The sequence below is a fragment of the Tenacibaculum sp. UWU-22 genome (assembly GCF_041021355.1).
In the GTDB taxonomy this organism is placed as follows: Bacteria; Bacteroidota; Bacteroidia; order Flavobacteriales; family Flavobacteriaceae; genus Polaribacter.
The window spans coordinates 1,173,128-1,195,712 of record NZ_JBFNGP010000001.1 but is presented as its reverse complement, the minus strand read 5'-3'; the positions used below and the strand labels follow the sequence as shown (position 1 = coordinate 1,195,712).

19 protein-coding genes are annotated in these 22,585 nt (G+C 32.6%); 6 read left to right on the top strand and 13 right to left on the bottom strand.

The features are described 5' to 3' along the window. Window positions 1-533: 533 nt before the first annotated feature. The 4 genes from AB2B44_RS05305 to cysS form a co-directional block, all read right to left on the bottom strand. The gene (locus AB2B44_RS05305) at window positions 534-1,271 is read right to left on the bottom strand and encodes a DUF4294 domain-containing protein (protein ID WP_369048504.1); all 738 of its coding nucleotides are present in this window, start codon (window positions 1,269-1,271) and stop codon (window positions 534-536) included. A 44-nt stretch (window positions 1,272-1,315) separates the two neighbouring features. Next, window positions 1,316-2,173, bottom strand: a complete 858-nt coding sequence (gene lgt, locus AB2B44_RS05300; protein WP_369048503.1) for a prolipoprotein diacylglyceryl transferase — start codon at window positions 2,171-2,173, stop codon at window positions 1,316-1,318. 120 nt (window positions 2,174-2,293) lie between these two features. Next, the gene (yidD, locus tag AB2B44_RS05295; RefSeq protein ID WP_369048502.1) at window positions 2,294-2,539 is read right to left on the bottom strand and encodes a membrane protein insertion efficiency factor YidD; all 246 of its coding nucleotides are present in this window, start codon (window positions 2,537-2,539) and stop codon (window positions 2,294-2,296) included. 9 nt (window positions 2,540-2,548) lie between these two features. Then, entirely contained in the window at window positions 2,549-4,027 is a 1,479-nt protein-coding gene (cysS, locus tag AB2B44_RS05290) for a cysteine--tRNA ligase (protein ID WP_369048501.1), read from the bottom strand. Between the two features lie 356 nt (window positions 4,028-4,383). Here cysS and meaB point away from each other — a divergent pair, with 356 nt between their 5' ends. Next, the gene (gene meaB, locus AB2B44_RS05285; RefSeq protein WP_369048500.1) at window positions 4,384-5,457 is read left to right on the top strand and encodes a methylmalonyl Co-A mutase-associated GTPase MeaB; all 1,074 of its coding nucleotides are present in this window, start codon (window positions 4,384-4,386) and stop codon (window positions 5,455-5,457) included. 18 nt (window positions 5,458-5,475) lie between these two features. Further along, on the top strand, window positions 5,476-7,137 hold the full coding sequence (locus AB2B44_RS05280) for an ArnT family glycosyltransferase (protein WP_369048499.1): 1,662 nt from the start codon (window positions 5,476-5,478) through the stop codon (window positions 7,135-7,137). A 37-nt stretch (window positions 7,138-7,174) separates the two neighbouring features. On the opposite strand, the gene AB2B44_RS05275 is transcribed toward AB2B44_RS05280, so the two are convergent. The 5 genes from AB2B44_RS05275 to AB2B44_RS05255 all read right to left on the bottom strand — a co-directional run bounded on the left by AB2B44_RS05275 (window position 7,175) and on the right by AB2B44_RS05255 (window position 11,195). After that, entirely contained in the window at window positions 7,175-7,564 is a 390-nt protein-coding gene (locus tag AB2B44_RS05275) for a phosphatase PAP2 family protein (RefSeq protein WP_369048498.1), read from the bottom strand. 184 nt (window positions 7,565-7,748) lie between these two features. Continuing rightward, on the bottom strand, window positions 7,749-8,786 hold the full coding sequence (locus AB2B44_RS05270) for a peptidylprolyl isomerase (protein WP_369048497.1): 1,038 nt from the start codon (window positions 8,784-8,786) through the stop codon (window positions 7,749-7,751). A 136-nt stretch (window positions 8,787-8,922) separates the two neighbouring features. Beyond that, entirely contained in the window at window positions 8,923-9,648 is a 726-nt protein-coding gene (locus tag AB2B44_RS05265) for an FKBP-type peptidyl-prolyl cis-trans isomerase (RefSeq protein WP_369048496.1), read from the bottom strand. 4 nt (window positions 9,649-9,652) lie between these two features. Further along, the gene (gldI, locus tag AB2B44_RS05260) at window positions 9,653-10,135 is read right to left on the bottom strand and encodes a gliding motility-associated peptidyl-prolyl isomerase GldI (RefSeq protein ID WP_369048495.1); all 483 of its coding nucleotides are present in this window, start codon (window positions 10,133-10,135) and stop codon (window positions 9,653-9,655) included. Between the two features lie 31 nt (window positions 10,136-10,166). Beyond that, window positions 10,167-11,195: a bifunctional oligoribonuclease/PAP phosphatase NrnA gene (locus AB2B44_RS05255; protein WP_369048533.1), complete on the bottom strand. Its 1,029-nt coding sequence runs from the start codon at window positions 11,193-11,195 to the stop codon at window positions 10,167-10,169. Between the two features lie 338 nt (window positions 11,196-11,533). Here AB2B44_RS05255 and AB2B44_RS05250 point away from each other — a divergent pair, with 338 nt between their 5' ends. The 4 genes from AB2B44_RS05250 to AB2B44_RS05235 all read left to right on the top strand — a co-directional run bounded on the left by AB2B44_RS05250 (window position 11,534) and on the right by AB2B44_RS05235 (window position 15,271). Further along, entirely contained in the window at window positions 11,534-12,469 is a 936-nt protein-coding gene (locus AB2B44_RS05250; RefSeq protein WP_369048494.1) for a hypothetical protein, read from the top strand. A gap of 29 nt (window positions 12,470-12,498) precedes the next feature. Then, on the top strand, window positions 12,499-13,194 hold the full coding sequence (locus tag AB2B44_RS05245; RefSeq protein WP_369048493.1) for a hypothetical protein: 696 nt from the start codon (window positions 12,499-12,501) through the stop codon (window positions 13,192-13,194). A gap of 32 nt (window positions 13,195-13,226) precedes the next feature. Next, entirely contained in the window at window positions 13,227-14,726 is a 1,500-nt protein-coding gene (locus AB2B44_RS05240) for a tail fiber domain-containing protein (RefSeq protein ID WP_369048492.1), read from the top strand. A gap of 125 nt (window positions 14,727-14,851) precedes the next feature. Next, window positions 14,852-15,271 (top strand): nucleoside-diphosphate kinase, encoded by a 420-nt coding sequence (locus tag AB2B44_RS05235; protein WP_369048491.1) that lies wholly within the window; start codon window positions 14,852-14,854, stop codon window positions 15,269-15,271. 99 nt (window positions 15,272-15,370) lie between these two features. On the opposite strand, the gene AB2B44_RS05230 is transcribed toward AB2B44_RS05235, so the two are convergent. Genes AB2B44_RS05230 through AB2B44_RS05215 form a run of 4 tightly spaced genes read right to left on the bottom strand, consistent with a single transcriptional unit; the run spans window position 15,371 to window position 22,075 of the window. After that, window positions 15,371-16,477: a hypothetical protein gene (locus AB2B44_RS05230; RefSeq protein ID WP_369048490.1), complete on the bottom strand. Its 1,107-nt coding sequence runs from the start codon at window positions 16,475-16,477 to the stop codon at window positions 15,371-15,373. 29 nt (window positions 16,478-16,506) lie between these two features. Beyond that, window positions 16,507-17,193, bottom strand: a complete 687-nt coding sequence (locus AB2B44_RS05225; protein ID WP_369048489.1) for a hypothetical protein — start codon at window positions 17,191-17,193, stop codon at window positions 16,507-16,509. 27 nt (window positions 17,194-17,220) lie between these two features. Continuing rightward, window positions 17,221-18,882 (bottom strand): RagB/SusD family nutrient uptake outer membrane protein, encoded by a 1,662-nt coding sequence (locus tag AB2B44_RS05220; RefSeq protein ID WP_369048488.1) that lies wholly within the window; start codon window positions 18,880-18,882, stop codon window positions 17,221-17,223. 10 nt (window positions 18,883-18,892) lie between these two features. After that, the gene (locus tag AB2B44_RS05215; RefSeq protein ID WP_369048487.1) at window positions 18,893-22,075 is read right to left on the bottom strand and encodes a SusC/RagA family TonB-linked outer membrane protein; all 3,183 of its coding nucleotides are present in this window, start codon (window positions 22,073-22,075) and stop codon (window positions 18,893-18,895) included. Window positions 22,076-22,585: the final 510 nt, after the last annotated feature.

Genomic DNA, 22,585 nt, shown 5'->3' with positions numbered 1-22,585 from the left:
TCCAAAATCTCTGTGAACTTAAACCTCCATTTCTGAAAGCGGATGCAAAATTATAAACTATTTTCTAATTAGCAAAAACTTTTTTTATTTTTTTTCAAACCCCAATTTCAAACAACCAAAAAAAAAACCAAAAGCTTCCCGAAAAATCGGACTGCAAAGATAACCCCTTTTATAAACCTAACAAGCTTTTTTTTGAATTATTTTTTGCAAAATTTTTACCCCTACAAAACTACATCCTATATAAGTTAATGAACTTCTGCCAACACCTAAACCATAACCCGTATCCGTATTAGCGGGTGCAAATATAGATAGCTTTTTTATCTAATTCCAAATATTTTTTAATCTTTTTTTAATCTTTTTTATAACTACCTAAAAAACACCTCTTTAAAAAAACTCAACCCGCTAAAAAAATAACTACACACTCCCTTCGATACCAAAATAACTATGTGAAAGTAAGACTGTCGATATAAATAAGCAACTAGAGTATATTATAAAAGAATGTAAGAAATAGCCCTGAAAAGGGATTGGTAGTATTATTTTTGCTGGTCTTTGACTTTTTTATCTTTCTTTTTCTTCTTCTTAGCAAACATTTTCTTATATTTTTCTACATCTATAGCATTATTATGATTGGCTACTATTTCTTTATAATCGAATTGAAGTTTTGAAGGTTGAGGCGCTAAACTGTCATCTATAAAAGCACGTTGCAATATATCTTCGATTAAAAAATCTTCATTAACTTCTAAAGGGTTATATGTTGTTTTTAATGATAACTCAAAGAGGTTAGCTGTAGTGTTATACCAAAATGCTTTCCACCCACTACGAAGTTCTTTTATATTATCGTAAGCGGTTTTACCCGTTTGCCGATGTATTAACTTAATAAGTATACGACCTTCTGTACGGGTCATTTTTTTTAACTGATCGGCAAGTTGGTTTTCAAGATACTCTTGAACTATACGAATATACTTTCTTTTTTTACTCTTTGATTTTATTTTATCTACACGCGCCTTAACCGTATCTATTCGTTCTGCTGCTAAAGTAGCATAAGGGTAAGCTTTAAACACTTTTTTTCGAAACCAATAATAGTATATGGCGTCTTTTGATGATTTAAATTTATGTTTTGGAAATAGAGTAACTTCGTTTAATTTAATCATTATAGAATCTCCTTCTTTCATCAACATATATTCATTGTCAAAATCAGGCAACGTATCTTTTATTTGTGCTGAAGCTAAAACAACTTGCATAAATACATATATGTATAACAACTTTTTCATCTTACAATTAATAGATACATCAAAAAAGATTCCAAAAAAATATGCTATTTCTGGATTTTAGTTTTTCTAAACATTAGCCAAAAACCAATTAGCACCATAGGAATACTTAATACTTGACCTGTATTTAAAGGACTAAAAAACCATTCTTGACCTCTTTGTTGAACTTGAGGTTCTTTTAAAAACTCTATAACAAACCGTAATGACCAAAGTACAACTGTAAATAAACCAAACAAATAACCTTGTTTTTTCTTTTTATCTGTTTTCCAATACAAATACCACAACACAAAAAATAAAACCAAATAACTAAATGCTTCATAAAGTTGTGTTGGATGACGAGGAATGGTTTGCCCATCTGCTTTAAAAATTACACCATAGGTTGACCCTGTTGGCTTACCGTAAATTTCTGAATTAAAAAAATTGCCCATTCTAATAAAAAATCCTGCTAAAGCCACCATAATACCCAACCTATCTAAAACAAACAGCCAAGATTTTTGCAAATACTTTTTGGTGTAAAAATAAACCCCTATAGGTATTGAAATGGCGGCACCATGGCTAGCAAAACCTCTAAAACCTGTAAATTTCCATCCTTTTATAAGCCCTAATAAAGAATCATTTGCGCTTTTTTTAATTGGAAGAAAAATTTCTATTAAATGGTTTTGGTAATAGTCCCAACTATAAAAAAACACATCACCTAAACGCATGCCTATTAACATAAAAATAAAAACATACATAAATAGCGGGTCTAGTTTTTCTATTGGAATGTTATCGTTAATATAAATTTTCTTCATCAAATACAACCCTAATATAAAAGCAACAACAAACATTAAGCTATACCAACGAATGGTAAAAAAGCCTAGGTCAATTCCGATAGAAGGATTCCAAACTACAGATAAATAATTCATAATTTTTTTAGTGTTAAAAACGATATTACGTTAAACTTTAAATATTACTCTTTGTATTGAATATTAATTAGAGGCGTTTATTTTAATGGTTAACCTCTTTTTACAATACTTGTGGCAATATTACTTTTTTTCTTTTTTTTCGGGCACAGGGTCGTAACCACTTTTACCCCAAGGATGACAACTTACTATTCTTTTTAACGCCAACCAACCACCATAAAAAAAACCATGTTTTTGCAACGCTTCTATGGCATAGCTAGAACAAGTGGGGGTAAAGCGGCAAGTTGCAGGTGTATAAGGCGAAATTGCTGCCTGATAAAAACGAACTAGTAGTATAAATGGATATGCTATAATAGTTTTTAGTTTCAAAACAACTACTTAATTAATTAAAAATGTTGTGCCTTCTCTACCATCTTTAAGCTGAATTCCTAACTCTGCTAATTCATCTCTAATTTGATCTGACAATACCCAATTTTTATTGTCTCTTGCTTGTTTTCGCAACTTAATTAGCAATTCTACTACGCCATCAATTTTATTTACATCATTCTCTTGATTTTCTTTCATTAGACCTAAAACGTTAAACACAAATGCGTTTAAGGTCGTTTTTAATTCTGACAAGTCTTTAGCGTTTAAGCTAGCTTTACCATCTTTAATTTGATTGGCTATTTTTACTGCTTCAAATAAATTAGCAATTAAAACAGGGGTGTTAAAATCATCGTTCATAGCTTCGTAACATGCCTTTTTCCAGTTTTCTACATCAAATGTTGAACTGTCTTTAGGGATAACCGTGTCTAAAAATTGCACAGCTTCCATTAATTTTGCATGTCCTTTTTCTGATGCTTCTAAGGCTTCACTAGAAAAGTCTAATATACTTCTATAATTTGCCTGCATAATAAAAAAACGAACTACACTAGCCGAAAATGCTTTACTAAGAATGGTGTTTTCACCTGTTAATATTTGGTCGGGTAAAATATAATTTCCTGTAGATTTTGCCATTTTTTGACCATTTAACAACAGCATGTTAGTATGTAACCAGTAATTTACAGGTGCTATTCCGCTACAGGTTTTCGATTGTGCAATTTCACATTCGTGATGTGGAAACTTCAAATCCATTCCACCACCATGAATATCAAACTGTTCACCAAGGTACTTGGTACTCATTACCGAACATTCTAAGTGCCACCCAGGAAAACCATCACTCCAAGGAGAAGGCCAACGCATTATATGGCGTTCGTCTGCTTTTTTCCATAAAGCAAAGTCTTGTGGATTTTTTTTATCGGATTGCCCATCTAAAGTTCTTGTATTATGTATGGCATCTTCAATTTTTCTTCCCGATAAAATACCATAATCACCTATTTTATTATACTTTAAAACATCAAAATAAACCGATCCATTTACCTCATAAGCAAAACCTTTGCTTATAATTTCTTTAATCATTTCAATTTGTTCAACAATATGTCCTGTGGCAGTAGGTTCGATACTTGGCGGTAAAAAATTATACTTTTTTAAAACATTATGAAAATCTACCGTATAACGCTGTACTACCTCCATTGGCTCAATTTGCTCTAATCGTGCTTTTTTGGCAATTCTATCTTCCCCTTCATCTGCGTCATTTTCTAAATGTCCTGCATCAGTAATGTTACGCACATAGCGTACCTTATAGCCTAAATGTAATAAATATCGAAACACAACATCAAAAAACATAAATGTTCTAACGTTTCCTAAATGAGCATTACTATAAACCGTAGGTCCACAAACATACATACCCACCCTACCTTCAGTAATTGGTTTAAAAAGTTCTTTACTTTTAGTTAGTGAATTGTATACTTTAAGTTGGTTTTCTCTGTATAATTCCATCAAAAAAGAGACTGTTTTAAAAGCGTAAATATAGGCACTTTTTAAGAATGGGTAGCTAGAGAAGCTATAAAATTTTAGTTAACAATATAGCATACTAAATATAGTTTATGTTGTAGCTTTTTGATTCTTTATTACTTACCACCTATAAACTATTCGTCCTCTATTTGTGTATATTTTAATAAATTTATTGCTATCACAAGATAATCTATATTAAAGGATATCGTAATTTATCTCTAATTTTACGCTACATATGTTAACTATTATAAATACAATGAAAACGTTAAATTTGTAGTTTTATACCCTGTGTTTTCTTGGCAATGCTACCATAAAACACAAATAAAAACGATATACATTTTATGACTGAGAAAAAAAATATTTCTAAGAATAAAAAAACCGATGTTTTACCGCTAAAAAACACAAATAAATTGTGGGCTGAAAAAATAAAAACACAACGTAGCAAACAGCCTTCTATTAATCAGTTTGTTGAGGGTATTGTATCGGGTGATATTAGTTTTTTGAGTCGTGCCATTACTTTAATAGAAAGCACAAATAGTGAACATCAAAAAAAAGCTAACGAAATATTAGAACGTTGTTTACCATATGCCAACAACTCAATAAGAATAGGAATTACAGGGGTTCCTGGTGTAGGAAAAAGCACTTTTATTGAGGCTTTAGGAAACCACATAACTGCTTTAGAAAAAAAAGTTGCTGTTTTAGCCATAGACCCTAGCAGTTCTGTAAATAAAGGAAGTATTTTGGGCGATAAAACGAGAATGGAACAACTAGTTGCTAACCCTAATGCTTTTATTAGACCCTCCCCTTCAGGATGTTCACTAGGCGGAGTAGCTCAAAAAACACGAGAAAGTATTATTTTATGTGAAGCTGCAGGGTTTGATACAATTATAGTTGAAACTGTCGGAGTTGGACAAAGTGAAACTGCTGTACATGAAATGGTAGATTTTTTCTTATTGCTAAAATTAGCTGGTGCTGGCGATGAACTACAGGGTATTAAACGCGGAATTATAGAAATGGCAGATGCTATTGTTATTAATAAAGCCGACGGCGATAATGAAAAAAATGCAAAAATTGCTAAAACAGCATTTAATCGGGCTTTACATTTGTATCCCCCTAAAGAAACTGGCTGGCAACCAAAAGTTTTAACAGCAAGTGCTCTTAAAAATAAAGGAATTAATCCGATTTACAAAATGATTGAGCAATATGTTAGTGATACAAAACATACTGGTTTGTTTCAAAAAAAAAGAGCAAAACAAAACAAATATTGGCTTATAGAAACAATTAATCAAGAACTTAAAACCTCTTTTTTTAGCAATAGTAAAGTACAAAAACAATTGCAAGAAGAAATTAAAAAGGTAGAAAATGGCACTTCTACCCCCTTTAATTCTGCCAAAAAAATATTACCGTTACTCTAACCATAACGAACTACTTTGATGAATTACCCATTTTTTAAAAAAAACTTTACGTTTATTGCTATTTTAACATTAGCAATTTTTGTAACTATTTTAGGACTATCACTTGACTTAATAGAACCCGATGCTACTTTATATGGTAGTATTTCTAAAATAATGTGTCTTAATAATGACTTTATTAATCTGTTTTCACAAGGACAAGATTGGCTAGATAAACCTCATTTACCTTTTTGGCTAACCGCTATTTCTTTTAAGTTTTTTGGCATAAACAACATATCATACAAAATTTTTGGTGTTTTAATTTTCTATTTTGGTGCCTACATAACCTATCAGTTTACCAAAAAAACATACAATAAAACTACAGCTATAATGGCTGTAATTATACTTATTACGGCAGAACACAGTATAATTTCAAACTTTGATGTTCGTGCTGAAGCTTATTTAACTGGGTTTATTATTGCTGCTTTTTATTGGTTTTATAAGTATATCGAAAATAAAAAATTAAAACACCTAATTATAGCATCTTTGTTTAGTGCCTTTGCTGTAATGACTAAAGGAGTTTTTGCACTTATACCCATTGCTGCTGCGATAGGAGGCGAATTATTAGTTAAGCGTAAATGGAAAGAAATTATTAACCCTATGTGGCTTGTTGCTATGTTATTAATTTTTATTTTTATTTTACCCGAACTATATACACTATACTTACAATTTGATTTACATCCAGAAAAAATAGTATTTGGCAAAACCAATGTTTCAGGAATTAAATTTTTCTTTTGGGACAGTCAATTTGGACGTTTTTTTAATACCGCTCCTATAAAAGGAAAAGGAGATGTATTTTTCTTTATCCATACCATTTTATGGGCTTTTTTACCGTGGTCGTTACTTTTTTATATTGCTTCGTTTTTTAAAATAAAACGCAACTTTAAAAAAATTCAAAAAAATGAAGAATTCTACACCTTTTTTGCAACTTTTATTACGCTACTTATTTTTTCGTTAAGCAAATTTCAACTGCCTCACTACAGTAATATTGTATTTCCTTTTATGGCAATTATAACTGCTGATTTTATTTATAAACTTTCATCGAAATACAAACAATTAAAAAAAGCTTATGCTATTATTCTGTACAGCCAAATGGCGCTAGTTATTTTATTGGTTATGGGCATAAGTTATTTTTTACAGCCTGCAATTAATTATACTTTTTTAATTGTACTCATTTTTGCAGTATCATTAATTTTATACGTAGTTAAACAGCCTAACATTTTAAAAGAATTATCTTTGTTTTACGTAACAAGCATTATTTTTTTATGCATTAATGCATTTTTAATAACCCATCTTTACCCAACAATACAGCAATATGTAGGCGGTGTATACGCTGCAAAATTTGTTAATAAAAATTATGATGGAAATGCCTTTTTTATAGGTGGAAAAAACCACCATTTTGCTTTTGAATTTTATGTAAAAAACCCCGTTAACCATATACCATATAACAAGCTTTCTTCTAATAAAGGCTGTATAGTTTACGCAGATAAAAACTTACTTAATCAATTAAAAAAAGATGAAATCAAGTTTACAATACTAAAAGAATTTGACAACTATAGTATTAGCCGATTACAATGGAATTTTATCAATAAAAAAACACGTGCTAAAACTTTAGAAAAAGTATATCTTTTAAAATTAAATTAGGGTTTTTAATTTAGTTTTGCCCGTTGTTAAACCTTAGTTAAGACGGATAAAAAGCTGTTAACACCTTTTTAAATAATTGGTAAAAAAGATACCCTAAAAAACCACCCAAACAAAAACCCGTTATCACATCTAATGGATAATGCACACCTATATATATGCGGCTATACCCTACCAAAAAAGTAAAAAAAAGCAATATATATAACAATTGTTTATATGTCGATTTAAAAATAAGCCCAATATAAACCGCTAAAGCAGCACTAGTAGATGCATGAGCCGAAAAATAACTGTATTTACCACCACAGCTCGTTTTTACTAACCTTACAACACCAGAAATATCTTCATTATAGCAAGGTCTTAGGCGTTTAAAACTAAATTTGAAAAGTTGAGATAATTGATCTGACGCCGCAATAAGAACCGCTAAAATCAATATAAAAATCACTAATTTTTTTAGTCCATTTTTTTTGTAAAAAAGAAATGCTAAAAAAATATACAATGGAACAAAAGTAAATTTATTGGTAATAAATAACCAAAAATTATCCCACTGTTGATTTCCTAAACTATTAAGAAAAACAAATAATTGACGATCTTTTAATAATATTTGCTCTAACAAACTACTTTCCTACTTTCACTAATTCTATATCAAAAACAATATCCGATTTTGCTGGAAAAGGACCATACGGTTTTTCTCCATACCCTAGATAATAAGGTATAAACAACCTTTTTTTATCTCCTTCTTTCATTGTTAATATAGCTTCAGTAACTCCTGAAATCATCGGTTGTTTTTGTAATACAAAAGTATATGGTTTATTATCTTCAGTTGTTTGAATTAATTTTCCTGTTGCTAAGTATACCGAATAATTCATTGAGGCAGGTAGTAGCCTATTAAACTTTTTACCTTTACCTTCTTTTAAACTTAGCACTTTTAATCCTGTATGACTTTCGGTAGCCTTTGCTATTCCCATTTTTTCTTGAAACTGTTTTTTCATAGCTTCAATTTTTTGCAGGCGTTCTTTTTGCTTTGCACTATAATTTGCCAATTCTGTTTTAAAAACCTCAGGGGCATTAAATTTTTTTGCATCGCGACCTACCCTAATAATTTCAATCGTATTAATGGTGTCTTTTTGTTGAATACTATCTACCACAGCCTGCCCTATTTGAACTTTACCAAAAACAGAATGTTTACCATCTAACCATGGCGTTGGTTCGCGAGTTATAAAAAATTGACTTGAATTAGAATTAGGACCTGAATTAGCCATCGATAGTATACCTGGGCTATCATGCTTAAAAAGCAAACCGCCTACCGAGTCTATTGCAAACTCGTCTGGAAACATATAACCTGACCCCCCATAACCCGTACCCGTTGGATCGCCAGATTGAATTATAAAATTTTTAATTACTCGATGAAATGTGATTTTATCATAAAACTTTTTACCTTTTAACGAGTCTGGTAATTTTGGATTTGTACCTTCTGCCAAAGACACAAAATTAGCCACCGTCATTGGAACTTTTTTTGCATGTAATTTTACTAAAATATCTCCCTTATTGGTTTGTATATCGGCATACAAGCCATTTTTTAAATTAGGATATTTTGCCGTTTTACAAGCAGTTACTAAAACCACTACAGCTACTATTAGCTTTATATATTTCACGAAAATAAATTTAAGTTAACCGTTTTTTTGATTGTTTGTGTATAACCGTTAATTAAAAAACACGTTATTTAATGCTTTCATAAAAAAGCCATACACATTAAAAGCTTTAAAGCTTTTAATGTGTATGGCTTTTAAATTAATTTTTTACTTCTAAAAGCTCAACTTCAAAAATTAAAGTAGAAAAAGGCTTAATAAGCGCCCCTCTTTGTTGTGAGCCGTAAGCTAATTCTTGAGGAATAAAAAATTTGTATTTTGCTCCTGGCTTCATTAATTCTAATCCTTCTGAAAAACCTTTTACAAACTGATTTGCACGTAATTCATAAGGTTTATTTTTCTTATAGGTACTATCAAATTCTTCACCTTTTATAGTGGTTCCTTTATAATGTATTTTTACAGTCGAAGTAGCTTTTGGCGACTCTCCTTTCCCCTCTTTTAAAACAATGTATTGTAAACCGCTAGCTGTAGTTTTTACGCCTTCTTTTGTTTTATTATCTGCTAAAAACTTTTCGTTTTCTTTTTTATAATCAGCAAACTTTACTTCTGCTTCTTTTTCTCGCTTCTCCATCATTTTTTTCATTTGCTCTTGCTGTCTCTTTTGAAAAAAGGGAGCTAAAACACTTCTAACGTCTTTTTCTGCAATAAGCATATTGGTTGAGTCCATTCCATTAAAAAAACCTTGAACAAATAAGTCTTTGTCAATCTCTTTGAAATTAATTTTTAACTGCGACCCCATATTTAAGCCCAAAGCATAGCTCGCTGAGTCTATTTCGGTACCTAATGATGATTTTGTTTTTAACTGTTTTCCACATGATAAAATGGATAAAGTAGTTACTACTACTGCTAAAATTTTAATTGCTTTCATTTTTTTATTTAATATTTATTAATGTTACTTTACTTTTTATTGTTTGATTGGGTTTAATTTTATCACCATCGCCAACAACACCAAAGGCACTATACGACGGAATTACAAAAGTAATGGTTTCTCCTTCTTTCATCAATTTAATTCCGTTTTGTAATGCAGGTATAAAATCTTCTTTATCAACTTTATAAAGTTTTTGTTGTTGCGGGTATAGTTCATTTCCATACAAATCGGCTACTGAAAAATTTATAACAACGGTTTGGTTTGGTTTGGGATTAGGTAAATTATCTTCATTTTTTTTATCGTAGGTAAACCAATACCCATTTGAAGAATTATGGTATGTATGAATGGTATCGTGTTCAATAAAATTTGCTATACGCTTATTTTCTAGCTCATTTAGTCTTTTATTATGAGCAACCACTTCTTTATAAAAATCTCTTGTCGTATGTGTTTTTGGCCTACGCGCTTGAGGTTCTTTACAAGAATACATAATTAAAGAGCAACATAAAAAAAACAATACATTATGCTTCATAAGAGTTTTCTAATTCTTTTTGATATTTAGGCAATAAGGCTTTAAATTTTATAAGTGTTTCTTCCATTGAAACGGTACTTTTTCCACCAGCGGCATTATCATGCCCTCCTCCGTCAAAATATTTTCTTGCAAATTTATTAACCGAAAATTTACCCTTTGAACGAAATGATATTTTTATAATTTTTTGTTCTTGATCTTCTATAAAAATCGCTGCAAAAACAATTCCTTTTACCGATAACGCATAATTTACAAACCCCTCGGTATCTCCTTTTTCAAAATTAAATTGTTTTTTTTCTTGGTCTGTTAATGTTATAAAAGCTGTTTTATATTCAAACAAAACCTGTAAATTACGCAATGCCTGCCCTAATAACAATAATCTTCCGCACGAATTAGAATCGTATATATTACTATGAATTTTATCATTTTCGGCTCCCTTATCAATTAAATTAGCAATAATTCGGTGCGTGGTACTGGTTGTTGATCTAAAACGAAACGAACCCGTATCAGTCATAATTCCAGTATATAAACAAGTAGCTAAATCTTTATCTATTAAATCAACATCGCCCATCATTTCAATAAAATTATAAACCATCTGGCAAGTTGACGACATAGACGTATCAGAATACATATAGGTAAACTCTTCAGGTTGCTGATGATGGTCTATTAATGCAAAATCGTTTGGATACGTTTCTAATGTATTTTGCATATCAGCTCCTACTCTATGTAGCGCATTAAAATCTAACAAAAAAACAATGTCTGATTCAACCAATGCCTTTTTAGATTGGCTGTTTTGTTTATCGAAAAAGTACAACCGACCACTTTTGGGCAACCATTGTAAAAAGTCAGGATAGTCATTTGGTAATACCACTGTTGCTTTGTGCTTTTTTTTTATAAAATAATGCTGTAAAGACAACGTGGCTCCTACTGCGTCACCGTCTGGATTTTGATGCCCTACAATCACAATATTTCTCGAGGACTTTAAAAAAGAGGTTAATTCGGTAATTTTTTTTAAAACCATAGGCGACAAAGATATAAAATTCAAGCAACGAGTTATTTATTTTTTGAAAATATTAACGTCAAACCTCTTATAAAAATAAAATTAACCTCCACTACACATTACAAACAAAATACTCTTTAAATCAGCTATTTAAACAAAATAAGGGGAACAAAAAATAGTAAAAAATATTTTACCTCCTAAAAAGCTCTATTTATCGAAATAAAAAAGCAATTCGACGAAAAAACACTAAAAACAGCTAAATATACGCTGACCTTTACACCGTAATTTTATAGTGCATTAATAACTGTATACTGGTTATAGTGATTCGTTTAAAATATAAAAAGTGATTATTTAGTCAAATGAAAAAAAAACTATTTTTTTATTTAATTCTCGTCTCGGCTACTATTCCAGCTTTTTCTCAAGTAAAAATTGGAGACAACCCGTCGTCAATTCATTTGAACTCAATTTTAGAATTAGAAAGCTCTGATAAGGTTTTAGTTATTAGTAGAATGAACAACACGCAAATGAATGCAATTCACCCATTAGAAGGAGCTTTAGTTTTTAACACCGATGAAAACTGCGTTTTTATGTTTGATAACACTTCATGGAAAAGTTTGTGTGGCGAAGGGGTTAACGTAACCACATCTTCTACAGCACCTACTCATAATAACTTAGGCGATTTTTGGATTAACAACACAAAAAACAACGCTTTTAGCCTTTGGGATGGTACTAATTGGATTGCTATAGACAACAACCCCAGAAGAGGTAATGGAGCGCCAACCAATACTACAGCACCTAACCCAACTGCTGGCGACATATATGCAGATAGCACTACAGGGCTTATTTATGCCTATAACGGTAGCGCATGGATTGCTACAAACTCTAATCTTTCTGCCAACAACGGATTATTAATTGATTCTAACAATACTATTCAACTAGGAGGCTTATTAATACAACCGACCACTATTGAAACTAATGGAACAAATACCCTTGCCATTACAGGCTTAGAAAACGGAGATTCTGCAACAAACGATGTTGTTACCATAGATAAAACCTCTGGAGTTTTAAAAAAGACTTCAGTAAGTAACTTATTAAGAGAAGACGTTACTAAAATAATAGCTGCTAATGGTCAAGTAACTTTTACAGATTTAACATTACATGCTACTGACAAAATAAATGTATATAGAAATGGGGTTCGTGTAGACTTTACAATAAACAACCCTCACAGCATAACCTTAGAACCCGCTGCCACATGCTATGCTGGCGACGAAATACGAATAATTCAACTTTATTAACAACCTTTAATTAGAAATTAATTTAAATCATGAAAACAATCAATAACAAGTTTAAATTAGCATTAGCTGCTATTGCTTTACTAGCCATTGGCACTGTTAATGCACAACAAACATCTGGTAAAATTACCAAACAAACTGAGGTTGCTCCAGCAGCCGGAACCACTGGGTCTATTAGACTAATAGACAACAAAGGAACGATTAAATACCTACAAGCTGCAAACGGTATAACCATGCTTACAAATGATGGTACTGGCGATGTTACTACCACAACATGGCAATTAGGCGGCACCTTAACTAGTGACACCTATATAGATGCCAATGGTAAAGTTTTTGGCTTAGATGGCTTAACATTAGTAACCGATATTTCTACTGCCTCTACCGATGCCACAAGCGGATCAGACCATGGTACAGGCTCAGGATTTACTGTTTTAATTAGAGACGAGGCTACTGGTGAAATGCAAAAAATTAAAGTTTCAGACTTACTACAAGTACAATCTGGTCAAACTGTATTACCCTCTCCTGTAATTGGAGCCAATGTGGTAACTGGTTTACCTGCCAATTATGCCAATGTTAGTGTATATAGAAACGGGGCTAAATTAATTGCTAATGATGATTATACCGTTGCCGCCAATGCCTTAACCCTTGTTGATAAAAGCGCTGCAACACCTCCAACTAACTGGACCCTATATTCTACTGATGTTATTGAAGTACATTGGGTTAAATAGTATATACATACCATTTAAAAATTTTATTTTTAATGAATACCCTTATAAATAACCAAAAATTATTATTTACAATTCTTGCATTGATGCTTGCTTTTGCCAGCATCAATGCGCAAGAAGTAAATATTATTGATAATAAAGGAACCATACGAACCGTAAATAATAATACGGTTACTACCTCAACAGATGGCTCAGCCCCTTCTAACCCATTAGAAGCTGATGTTTGGTTTGATGTTCAAAACAACGAAATAAAATTTTACGACACGGTAGACGGATGGAAACCCATTTCTTTTACCGCTTGGTCAACAACTGGAAATTTAGGCACCACCGCAGGCACTAATTTTATAGGCACTAAAGATGCGGTAGACTTTGTTACTAAAACAAATAACACAGAAGTAATGCGTGTTACCAAAGATGGTAATGTAGGTATTGGAACGACCACTCCTTTATCAAAACTACATGTTAAAAGTACAGATGGCTCTAAATTACTTACATTAGCAGGTCCTGCCTCTTCTGGTGAATTAATTTTTAAAGACTTAGCCAGTGGAAGTTACCCTTCAGGGTTATCAAGTTTACTAACAACTACAGATGGTTTTCAGATAGACCTACCTCAAAGTTCCAATCTAATTTTTAAAATACGCAACAACGACCCCACAGACGGGTTTCATATTGTAAACAACACTAATGATCAAATATTTACAGCTAACGCAGGCGGTAGAATAGGTATTGGAGTAGCAAATCCAAGTGAAAAGCTACAATTACACAAAGGGCAATTTTATATAACAAGACCTAGTGATACTGATATGATTCGTTTTCAAATTGGCGCAGATGGTTTTGCTTATGGTAATCGAACGAATGACTATGGTATTGCATTTGAATCTAATTCTAGTGGAGCACCTGGTAGAGTAGCACGAATAAGCGCAGGAGATGCACATCCTACTAATGCTACAGGTGTAAAATATCTAGGTTTTCAAGTTGGTACAGCTACATTAATTTCAGACACCAAATTATTGTATTTAACCTCTGCTAATGGAGGACGGGTAGGTATAAAATCAGAAACCCCATCGTATACTTTATATGTTAATGGAACAGCTGGTGGTACCTCTGCCTATGTTAATACCTCTGACGCTCGTTTAAAAACAGATGTAACCCCTCTAAAAAATGCTTTAGATAAGGTTATGCAGTTGCAAGGAGTTACTTTTAATTGGGATAAAAATAGAACGGTTGGTAAAAAGTTAGATTTAGATAACAAAAACCATATTGGGTTTATTGCTCAACAAATAGAAAAAGTATTACCTCAAGTTGTAAATACCGATACTTCTAAAGAAAAAATAAAATCGGTTGCCTATAGCGATGTGGTTCCTGTACTTGTTGAAGCCATTAAAGCGCAACAAAAAATAATTAATCAATTAAAAAAAGACAATGAGGCATTAAAAGCAGTAGCCGGAAATGTATCTCGTCTTGAAAATGAGATAAAACAGATTAACCGTTTCTTAGAATTAAAAGAAGATGTTTCTTTAAAAAAATCTAATTAAAACGTTAAACACACCTCTCAAAAGCTTTTCGCAAGTTCACGTAGCTTAAAGCTTAAAAAAATCAACATTGTTATTACCATTAAAAAGTGTATTTTTGCCACCAATTTAAAACTTAAATTAAATTAATGGCAACAAATAGAACCTTTACCATGATTAAACCTGATGCTGTTGAAAACGGACATACAGGTGCTATCTTAGAAAAAATAAATGCTGCAGGATTTAGAATTGTAGCTATGAAGAAAACACAAATGACCAAACGAGATGCTGAAGCTTTCTATGCAATACATAAAGAACGTCCGTTTTTTGGTGAATTAGTTGCGTTTATGACACGAGGTCCCATTATTGCAGCTATACTTGAAAAAGAAAATGCTGTAGAAGATTTTAGAACCTTAATTGGAGCAACCAACCCAGCTGAAGCTGCTGAAGGTACGATTAGAAAATTATATGCTACCTCTATAGGTGAAAACGCAGTACATGGTTCTGATAGTGATGAAAACGCTGTTATTGAAGGTGCTTTTCATTTTTCTGGCAGAGAAATGTTTTAGTTTATAAAACAAATAACACCTAATTAAAAAAAGCTATCTAAAATTATTTTAGATAGCTTTTTTATTAAACTCTTAATTATTATTTATTAGATATAAAAATTATTCGTCTGTCATTACTGTTGATCTAGGTATGGCTGCTTTAATTTCCCAAGTACCAAAATCATTAATTCTTAGGCCCCAACGTACATAACCATAACCTAATACGCCTCCTTGGCTATTTGTTTGGTATTTTTTCACTCCTCCTGGTGGCTTACCTACTAAGTTAATTGCCTCGGTAGTTGTTCTATAAAACATTTGATACATTTTATCATTTGTAGTAGCATTCGGAAAATTACTAGAATACTGAGGAAATGGCGGTGCTGGAAAATTAAAAATAGTAGCTTCGTCATCTGTTGTTGTTTCTACTGAGTTTTCATTAAAACTTGGCAAATACTCTGTATCTGACCCAGCTCCAGCCTCATTACGAGTTACTTTACTAGGGCTAATAACGTTACCATCGGTATCGGTAAGTATCATTCTAACACTTACAGACGAGGCGGGCTCATCACTAATCTTTTTTATTGAAAAAATAGGATCAGGCTCTGTACCCTCTTCATTTAACACACTAGCTATTCGCTCTTCATCGTTCGTATTAACTTGATTTTTAATCGTAGCCTCAGTACCGTTTTTTCTTATAAGCTTTATCGCAGAAATCATTGCAAATCGAACCTCAGCTGGCTTATACGGTAATAATTTTAGTGTTGCAAAATGATCTAATTGTCTTTCACCACTTATATTTGATACTTTTAGGTTTAAATTGTACACATCTTGTGGTACAGTTCTTGAGGCTTGGGTAACTATTAACTGCCCACTAACCTTATTAATATAAATACTCGGTTTTTTAGTTCTATCTAATTTTTCATTTACTAAAGCTGCGGTAGTATCGGTATTTGGGTTATAAGCTTCTTTCCATAACACAATATCACGAGGTTCAAACAAATCGTTTGTAAGGTTACCTTCTGCATCAGTAGCGCCTGTAATTTCCCAACTAAGCGGTAGTGTTGAGCCATCGATAAACGGTAAAGGACCTTGGTCAAAAAGACCTCTAGTTAATTCAATAGTATCTACCCTGCTTTCAAAAGCTGTACCCAAAAACCCAACTTCGGGCCTATGACAAGCTGTCATAAACAACGTTAACACTAATAACGTGTAAAATATATTTTTCATTTGTTGTTGTTTTTTAGTTAATAATTTAATTATTGTTCAAATAATACGTATTCGCCTTGTAATACGTGAACCACTCCATTGTTCGTCTTAATATTTGACGTTCTAACAATGGTATTAACATCCTTTTCTGCTACAGGTGTTTCATCTGTTTTATTACCATAAACAGCATCCCATGAATCCCAATTTTCACCCACTTTACTGGTATAATGTACATACTTAGGGTAATAGCCTAGCTGATTTTCATATTCATCAGCAGGTTCTAAAGATATACGTCGTTCAAAACTATCATTACCTTCTACGGCTATAGATGTATAAACATTTCCTTGTTTTTCACCCATATTTTCGCGTGTAATTTTTCCTTCAAAAATATACATTCCTATATATTTTTTAATGGTATCTGTTGGAATAGATTCAACCGAATATTCTGCCGAAGGATCTAATAGACGTAATTTAGCTAACTCTTTATCTACATAACGTTGTACAGAAACATTATTGGGTGCAAAAAGCGTTGTTGTGCCATTAACCACATCTGCTAAACCTGCCCGATCTATAAGTAACGCCAAACTATCTAATTGACTATTTGAACGTAAAAAATCCATTGTACTGGTTCCTGTCTCAGGATTACTAAGACCTCCATCTGTTAAGTAATCACCATTATAATTACAAGAATATATGGTAATTAGCAATAACACTATTGGTACTATTATTTTTTTCATTATATTTTCTTTAGTTTTATGTGTTGTTTATATTTTTCCTTGCCAATATGGTGTTTGGGTAAGAATAGGGTTCGCAGAAATTAAATCTCTCGATATCGGCCAGAAAAAACCACCTTCATTTAATCTAGCTGCGCTATAATAATTTAACCCATCAAAATATTTCATGCGTAATCTATCATAAGCAATTTGCCCTTCACCAACAAATTCAATAGCACGCTCATCAAATATAGCTTTTTTTAACGATTCTGAATCATCTCCTTCAGCAGTAGTATCATAACTAGGCACTCTTGCTTTTTCTCGAATTGCATCAATATCAGGAATAATTACACCCGAATCTTCTCCTAAATCTAAATTTGCTTCTGCTCTTAATAAATAGATATCTGCTAAACGAAAAATTAAAATATTTGACTCTGAAAAAAGAGTTTTAGGCACATTACTCGTTAAATCTGAAGCTGAGGCATTAGGGTCTTGGGTTGAATATAAATATTTGGTTAAACCAAACTCAGCGTTATATGTAGACTCAAAACTACTTGCATCTCCTCCTGGCCCTGGTTGGTTTGGGTCTTGACTTTTTGGATCTGGGTAAAGATTAAAGAATAATTTTCGTCGAGCATCGTTTGCACGAATATCATCTTTGAACATCATATCATTTCCATAATTATTCTTGTAATACTTAAGCACATTCGAAATACCTGAAGCTCTATATGGCTCAGGTGATACTAACGATATGTGTGAACTAAGATTACTAGTCATTAAAAAAGACTCGCTTAAGGCAGTACCTATATAAATTTCAAACAAGCCTGTTTTAGATTGCCCTTTACACATCAGTTCAACCCCAGCAGCACCACCTTCAGCATCATCGTCAGCAGTGTAATCAATTAACTCTGCATTACTTAAGTTTATTACATCAGTTGTCGCCTTTACAGCTTCAGTAAGTAATTCATGTTTTTTAGCCTCATCATCTATTCTACTAGCATATCGCACTGCAATATGTGCTTCTAATGCTTGAGCGCTTGCTTTGTTGGCTCTTATAGCCCAATCTGCTGCTTCAGGAGTAGAATACTCTAATAAACTAACGGCTTCATTAGCTTTATCTAAAGCATATTGTAAAACTTCTGCTTCAGGTGATCTACGCTTACCTTTAACATAGCCATCTGCTGTAACTAATTGAGCAAAATCGTCTAAAATTTCTTTAACTAAAGGAACATCACCCCAAATTCTTGTTAAATAGAAATAAGATAACGATTGTACAAAAGCAGCTTCGCCTAATAATTTATTTTTCATCTCTGGAGAATCAAATAAATTCGTATCCATTTTTTTTATGCGGTCTTGCACCGTAAGCGCCCAATTGGCAGCGCGGTAAAATTGTTTCCATTCAAATACATCTGTTCTATAGTATAAGTTTGTAAAATTTCCATTATAAACAGGTTGTACTCGGCTATGAGAACCTCCTAAAAAGGTTTGTGCAGGGTATTCGCCCCAATAAAGAAATCGAGCTTCTAACAGTGCTTCTCTAAACGAGGCATAAGCACCTGCAACGGCTTGTTCTGCTTCTTTTTGAGTTGTCCAATATACCCCATCATAGGTGGCATTCATAGGTTCTCTGTCTAAAAAATCGTTGCAACTTACCAACGCGAGTAACCCCAAAGCAATGCCTATTTGTTTAAATTTTATAAATACTTTCATCATTTTTTTTAATTTAAAATTGCGTATTAAGTCCAATACTAAATGTTTTAGATCTAGGATATCCATTTCCATAAGTAAATCCATTAGCTCTTACCATTGATGCATCTAATACTTTATTAGAACGTTGCCATTGATACGGATTTAATATCGTAGAAAAAATACGTAGTGATGACAAACCAACTTTTTTCATAAACTGTTCGTTAGGATCAAAAGAATACCCTAAAGAAATGTTTGAAATTCTCCAATAATCACCACTATCTAACCATAAAGTTTGGTCGTTTCTAAAGCTATAATATGGTCCTCCAACACTTGATGAGTTAGCATAGATAGCTGGAAAATCTACCCCCGCAGCACCATCACCAGGATTTTCCCAGAATGTGTACTGGCTTAAATCGGCGAGTCCTTTAGTAACCCAACCACCTGCTCGGGCATATTGATCTAAATAACTAGTGATATTACCATTTCTAATTGTAGCGCCAAAAGAAAAGCTTGTGTACGCTCGTAAAGACCATCGCTTATACTTAATATTGAAGTTAAATGCGCCTTGCACTTTTGGCTGAGGAGAATAATCTAATAATACGGTTTTATCTTGTTCATCAAGCACATAATCTCCATTTAAATCTTTCCATATTGGAAAACCAGGTTTAATTGATGCCCAAGCACCTTTACCTGTTAATCGTTCGCCCGTATAGGGGTTTACAGGTAATTGGTCTAGGTCATCAAGTATATAGTCAAAAAGTAACATTTTGTAAAGGTTAAGAGGTCTACCTACTACATAACCATAGTTAGTTCCTGAAAATCCACGATTTCCGTTAGGCAAACTTGAAACAAAGTTTCTGTTATCAGAAAAAGAAAGTGTTAAGTCTAACTGAAAATCGTTTTTACTAGGAAATACGCTATATCTAAATAGTGTTTCCCATCCATAGTTTATTACACCTCCAAGGTTGGCAGGAGCTTTATCATAACCTGAGTAATACGGGAATATTGCATCAAAAAACAACCTGTTTGTATTTTTATTATATGCTTCAAATTCAACATTAAGGCGTCTATCAAATAATGCTAAATTTAAACCTAAATTCCACTGTTCTGCTTGCTCCCAACTTAAATTTTCATTTTTTATTCTTTTATAGTTTGGCGACACTGCTAAAACCCCAGCATAAGTTCTTACATCCATTAGGTGAGAATTATGTGGTATACCACCAGTTCCTAAATCATAGGCGCCAAATCGTCTATAATTGTCATCAAATTGTTTTCCATTTATACCCCAGCTTCCTCTAATTTTAAAATAATTAACCGCAGCAGGTAAAATCTTTTTCATAAAGGGCTCTCTTGACAAAGTCCATCCTGCTGACACAGAAGGGAATTTAGCCCAACGCACATCTTCACCAAATTTAGAAGACCCATCAATACTATAGGTAAATTTTACCGAATACCGTTTTAAAAGTTCATATGACGCTCTACCATAAAACGACACCAAAGCATCTTCATCAATACCAGTAGAACCAGTTATTTGATCTGTAGTATATCTTTTGTTAATTACTTTTACAGCATCACTACCATAACCCTTAGCTGAAAGCCTCATCGACTCTCTTCGGTTATAATTTGTACGGTTTCCTACAACGAAAGTAAGATTATTGTCGCTATTAAACGATTTGTTGAAGTCGAAGTAGGTATCTGTAGAAAAATTATTTCTCTCATACATTGCATAACTGGCATAACCATCTCCATCTGCTCTTAAAATCGAAGGCTCATAAAAGTTCTTTTTACTTGAATTAAACACATAACTCAATCTTGAATTTAAATTTAAACCTTTAATAAGTCTTAGTGTAGCAAAATTGGTCATATTTATGCTTACCGTCTTGTCGGTGTTTAATTTTTCGTCTAATTGACCTTTTAAAGCTTTTAATCGATCATCTGAATAGGTAAACAACGAAGATTGTAATGATGAAGGAGACACTGGTAAAACAGAGTTAAGATCATAATTTCCACCCGCTGGGTTTCCTTGCCCTGTAAGCTGATCTAAAAAAGAGGTACGCAATACAATGTTATCGGTAAACCCTTCACTTGGTTTAAATGTATTATTTAAACTTAACGTAACTCTATCAGCGCTATTACCAACAATAATCCCTTCTTGGCTATCATAACCTAGTCCTACACGGTACGTTGAGGTTTTACTTCCGCCTCTTACCGCTAAGTTATATTTTCTAGAAATTCCTGATCGGTAAAATATCCCTTGGTAATCTACATTATTATTAAAATCAGGATTTAAACTATCTGACATAACCATGCGCGATTGTTGACCTTGTAATTCAGTATCTGACCACCATCTATTCAAAATTGCCCATTTTGCGTTACGCTCTGCCGCACCTACATACATTTTTACTAATTGAGGTTTAGGGTTTATCCCTACGCTTGAAGAAAATGTAAACTCTGGTTTTGCCGATTCTTTTCCTTTTTTAGTTTCAATAATAATTACCCCATTTGCACCTCTAGAACCATAAATAGCCGCTGCAGATGCATCTTTTAACACATCGATACTTTCTATGTCGTCTGGGTTTAAAGAAGCTAAAAAATCTTGATTAGACACGCCATAGCCTGCTAAATCTTCTAAGCTTGTTTGAATTCCGTCAATTACATACAACGGAGTGCTATATCCCATATCAGGATCTAAATCGGTTGACATAGAGGTGTTACCTCTAATTACCAAAGCACCTCGACCGGCAGGAGCTCCTGACATAGATACACTTTGTAACCCTGGAACCTGAGTACTAATTATATCGGCAACATTTAAAACAGGGATGTCTTGAAGTGCCTCAGATTTAACTGAGGTTACCGCTCCATTTACTTGTGCTTTATTAACTTTTTGATATCCAATAAGCACTACTTCATCAAGCTCATTAGTCTCTTCAGCCATTTGCACGTTAAACAACATGTTGTTTCCAACTCTAATTTCTTGGTTTTTATATCCTAAAAGTGAAAACACCAAAATATTATCGGATTGAACGTTTTTGATGGTAAATTTTCCATCGAAATCTGTAGCAGCACCAACAGATTTTTTATTTTTTAAATAGACTGCTACTCCCGGCAACGGATCGCCCGATTTAGCATCTGTAACTGTTCCTGTAATTACTTTACTTTGAGCATAAGTTAGTGTGCTAAAGAAAGTAGCTACTAAAAATAGTAATAATACCCTCATAAGTTGTGTGAGTTTTTTATAGTTAAACATTAGTTATAAGCTGTGTTCTTACACAGTTTTCTCTGCTGCAAAAACAAAAAAGACATTTTTTTGTCTAAATTTAAAAATTGCTTTTGCTCCTCCTCCTTAATTAAAAGAAATTAATAAGGCTTTTTATGATAAAAACAGAATATCTCTGTTTGTTTTTTCTACTACCTATACTTAAATTAATCCACTCAAATGAGGCTCTATACAAAGCGCCTAGAAATAGGTGAAATTTAAATTTCTCAAAGATTGGTTAAACATTTATATTGGTGCGGTGTCATTTTTACCATATTAAGGTGTCATTTTAATCACAAAAGTGTAAATTTTCGTTTTTTTTCATATATTGCATAGTATGGCGCCTTTTATTGATTATTTTAGCATCCTTTTTTAAAACATACAAAAACCTCTAATTTAAGTTTTTATTAACTTTAATAATACCTTACTTTTTAAAAAAAATATTATAGAATTTAGAAATACAGTTTTACA

Excerpts from the sequence above, each read along its gene's own strand:
- AB2B44_RS05245 (WP_369048493.1), top strand. The coding sequence starts at position 12,499 with ATGAAAACAATCAATAACAAGTTTAAATTAGCATTAGCTGCTATTGCT.
- AB2B44_RS05215 (WP_369048487.1), bottom strand. The coding sequence starts at position 22,075 with ATGAGGGTATTATTACTATTTTTAGTAGCTACTTTCTTTAGCACACTA.
- AB2B44_RS05265 (WP_369048496.1), bottom strand. The coding sequence starts at position 9,648 with ATGAAAGCAATTAAAATTTTAGCAGTAGTAGTAACTACTTTATCCATT.
- AB2B44_RS05240 (WP_369048492.1), top strand. The coding sequence starts at position 13,227 with ATGAATACCCTTATAAATAACCAAAAATTATTATTTACAATTCTTGCA.
- AB2B44_RS05225 (WP_369048489.1), bottom strand. The coding sequence starts at position 17,193 with ATGAAAAAAATAATAGTACCAATAGTGTTATTGCTAATTACCATATAT.
- AB2B44_RS05230 (WP_369048490.1), bottom strand. The coding sequence starts at position 16,477 with ATGAAAAATATATTTTACACGTTATTAGTGTTAACGTTGTTTATGACA.
- lgt (WP_369048503.1), bottom strand. The coding sequence starts at position 2,173 with ATGAATTATTTATCTGTAGTTTGGAATCCTTCTATCGGAATTGACCTA.
- AB2B44_RS05255 (WP_369048533.1), bottom strand. The coding sequence starts at position 11,195 with ATGGTTTTAAAAAAAATTACCGAATTAACCTCTTTTTTAAAGTCCTCG.
- AB2B44_RS05235 (WP_369048491.1), top strand. The coding sequence starts at position 14,852 with ATGGCAACAAATAGAACCTTTACCATGATTAAACCTGATGCTGTTGAA.
- cysS (WP_369048501.1), bottom strand. The coding sequence starts at position 4,027 with ATGGAATTATACAGAGAAAACCAACTTAAAGTATACAATTCACTAACT.
- AB2B44_RS05280 (WP_369048499.1), top strand. The coding sequence starts at position 5,476 with ATGAATTACCCATTTTTTAAAAAAAACTTTACGTTTATTGCTATTTTA.
- gldI (WP_369048495.1), bottom strand. The coding sequence starts at position 10,135 with ATGTATTCTTGTAAAGAACCTCAAGCGCGTAGGCCAAAAACACATACG.
- AB2B44_RS05305 (WP_369048504.1), bottom strand. The coding sequence starts at position 1,271 with ATGAAAAAGTTGTTATACATATATGTATTTATGCAAGTTGTTTTAGCT.
- AB2B44_RS05220 (WP_369048488.1), bottom strand. The coding sequence starts at position 18,882 with ATGATGAAAGTATTTATAAAATTTAAACAAATAGGCATTGCTTTGGGG.
- AB2B44_RS05250 (WP_369048494.1), top strand. The coding sequence starts at position 11,534 with ATGAAAAAAAAACTATTTTTTTATTTAATTCTCGTCTCGGCTACTATT.
- meaB (WP_369048500.1), top strand. The coding sequence starts at position 4,384 with ATGACTGAGAAAAAAAATATTTCTAAGAATAAAAAAACCGATGTTTTA.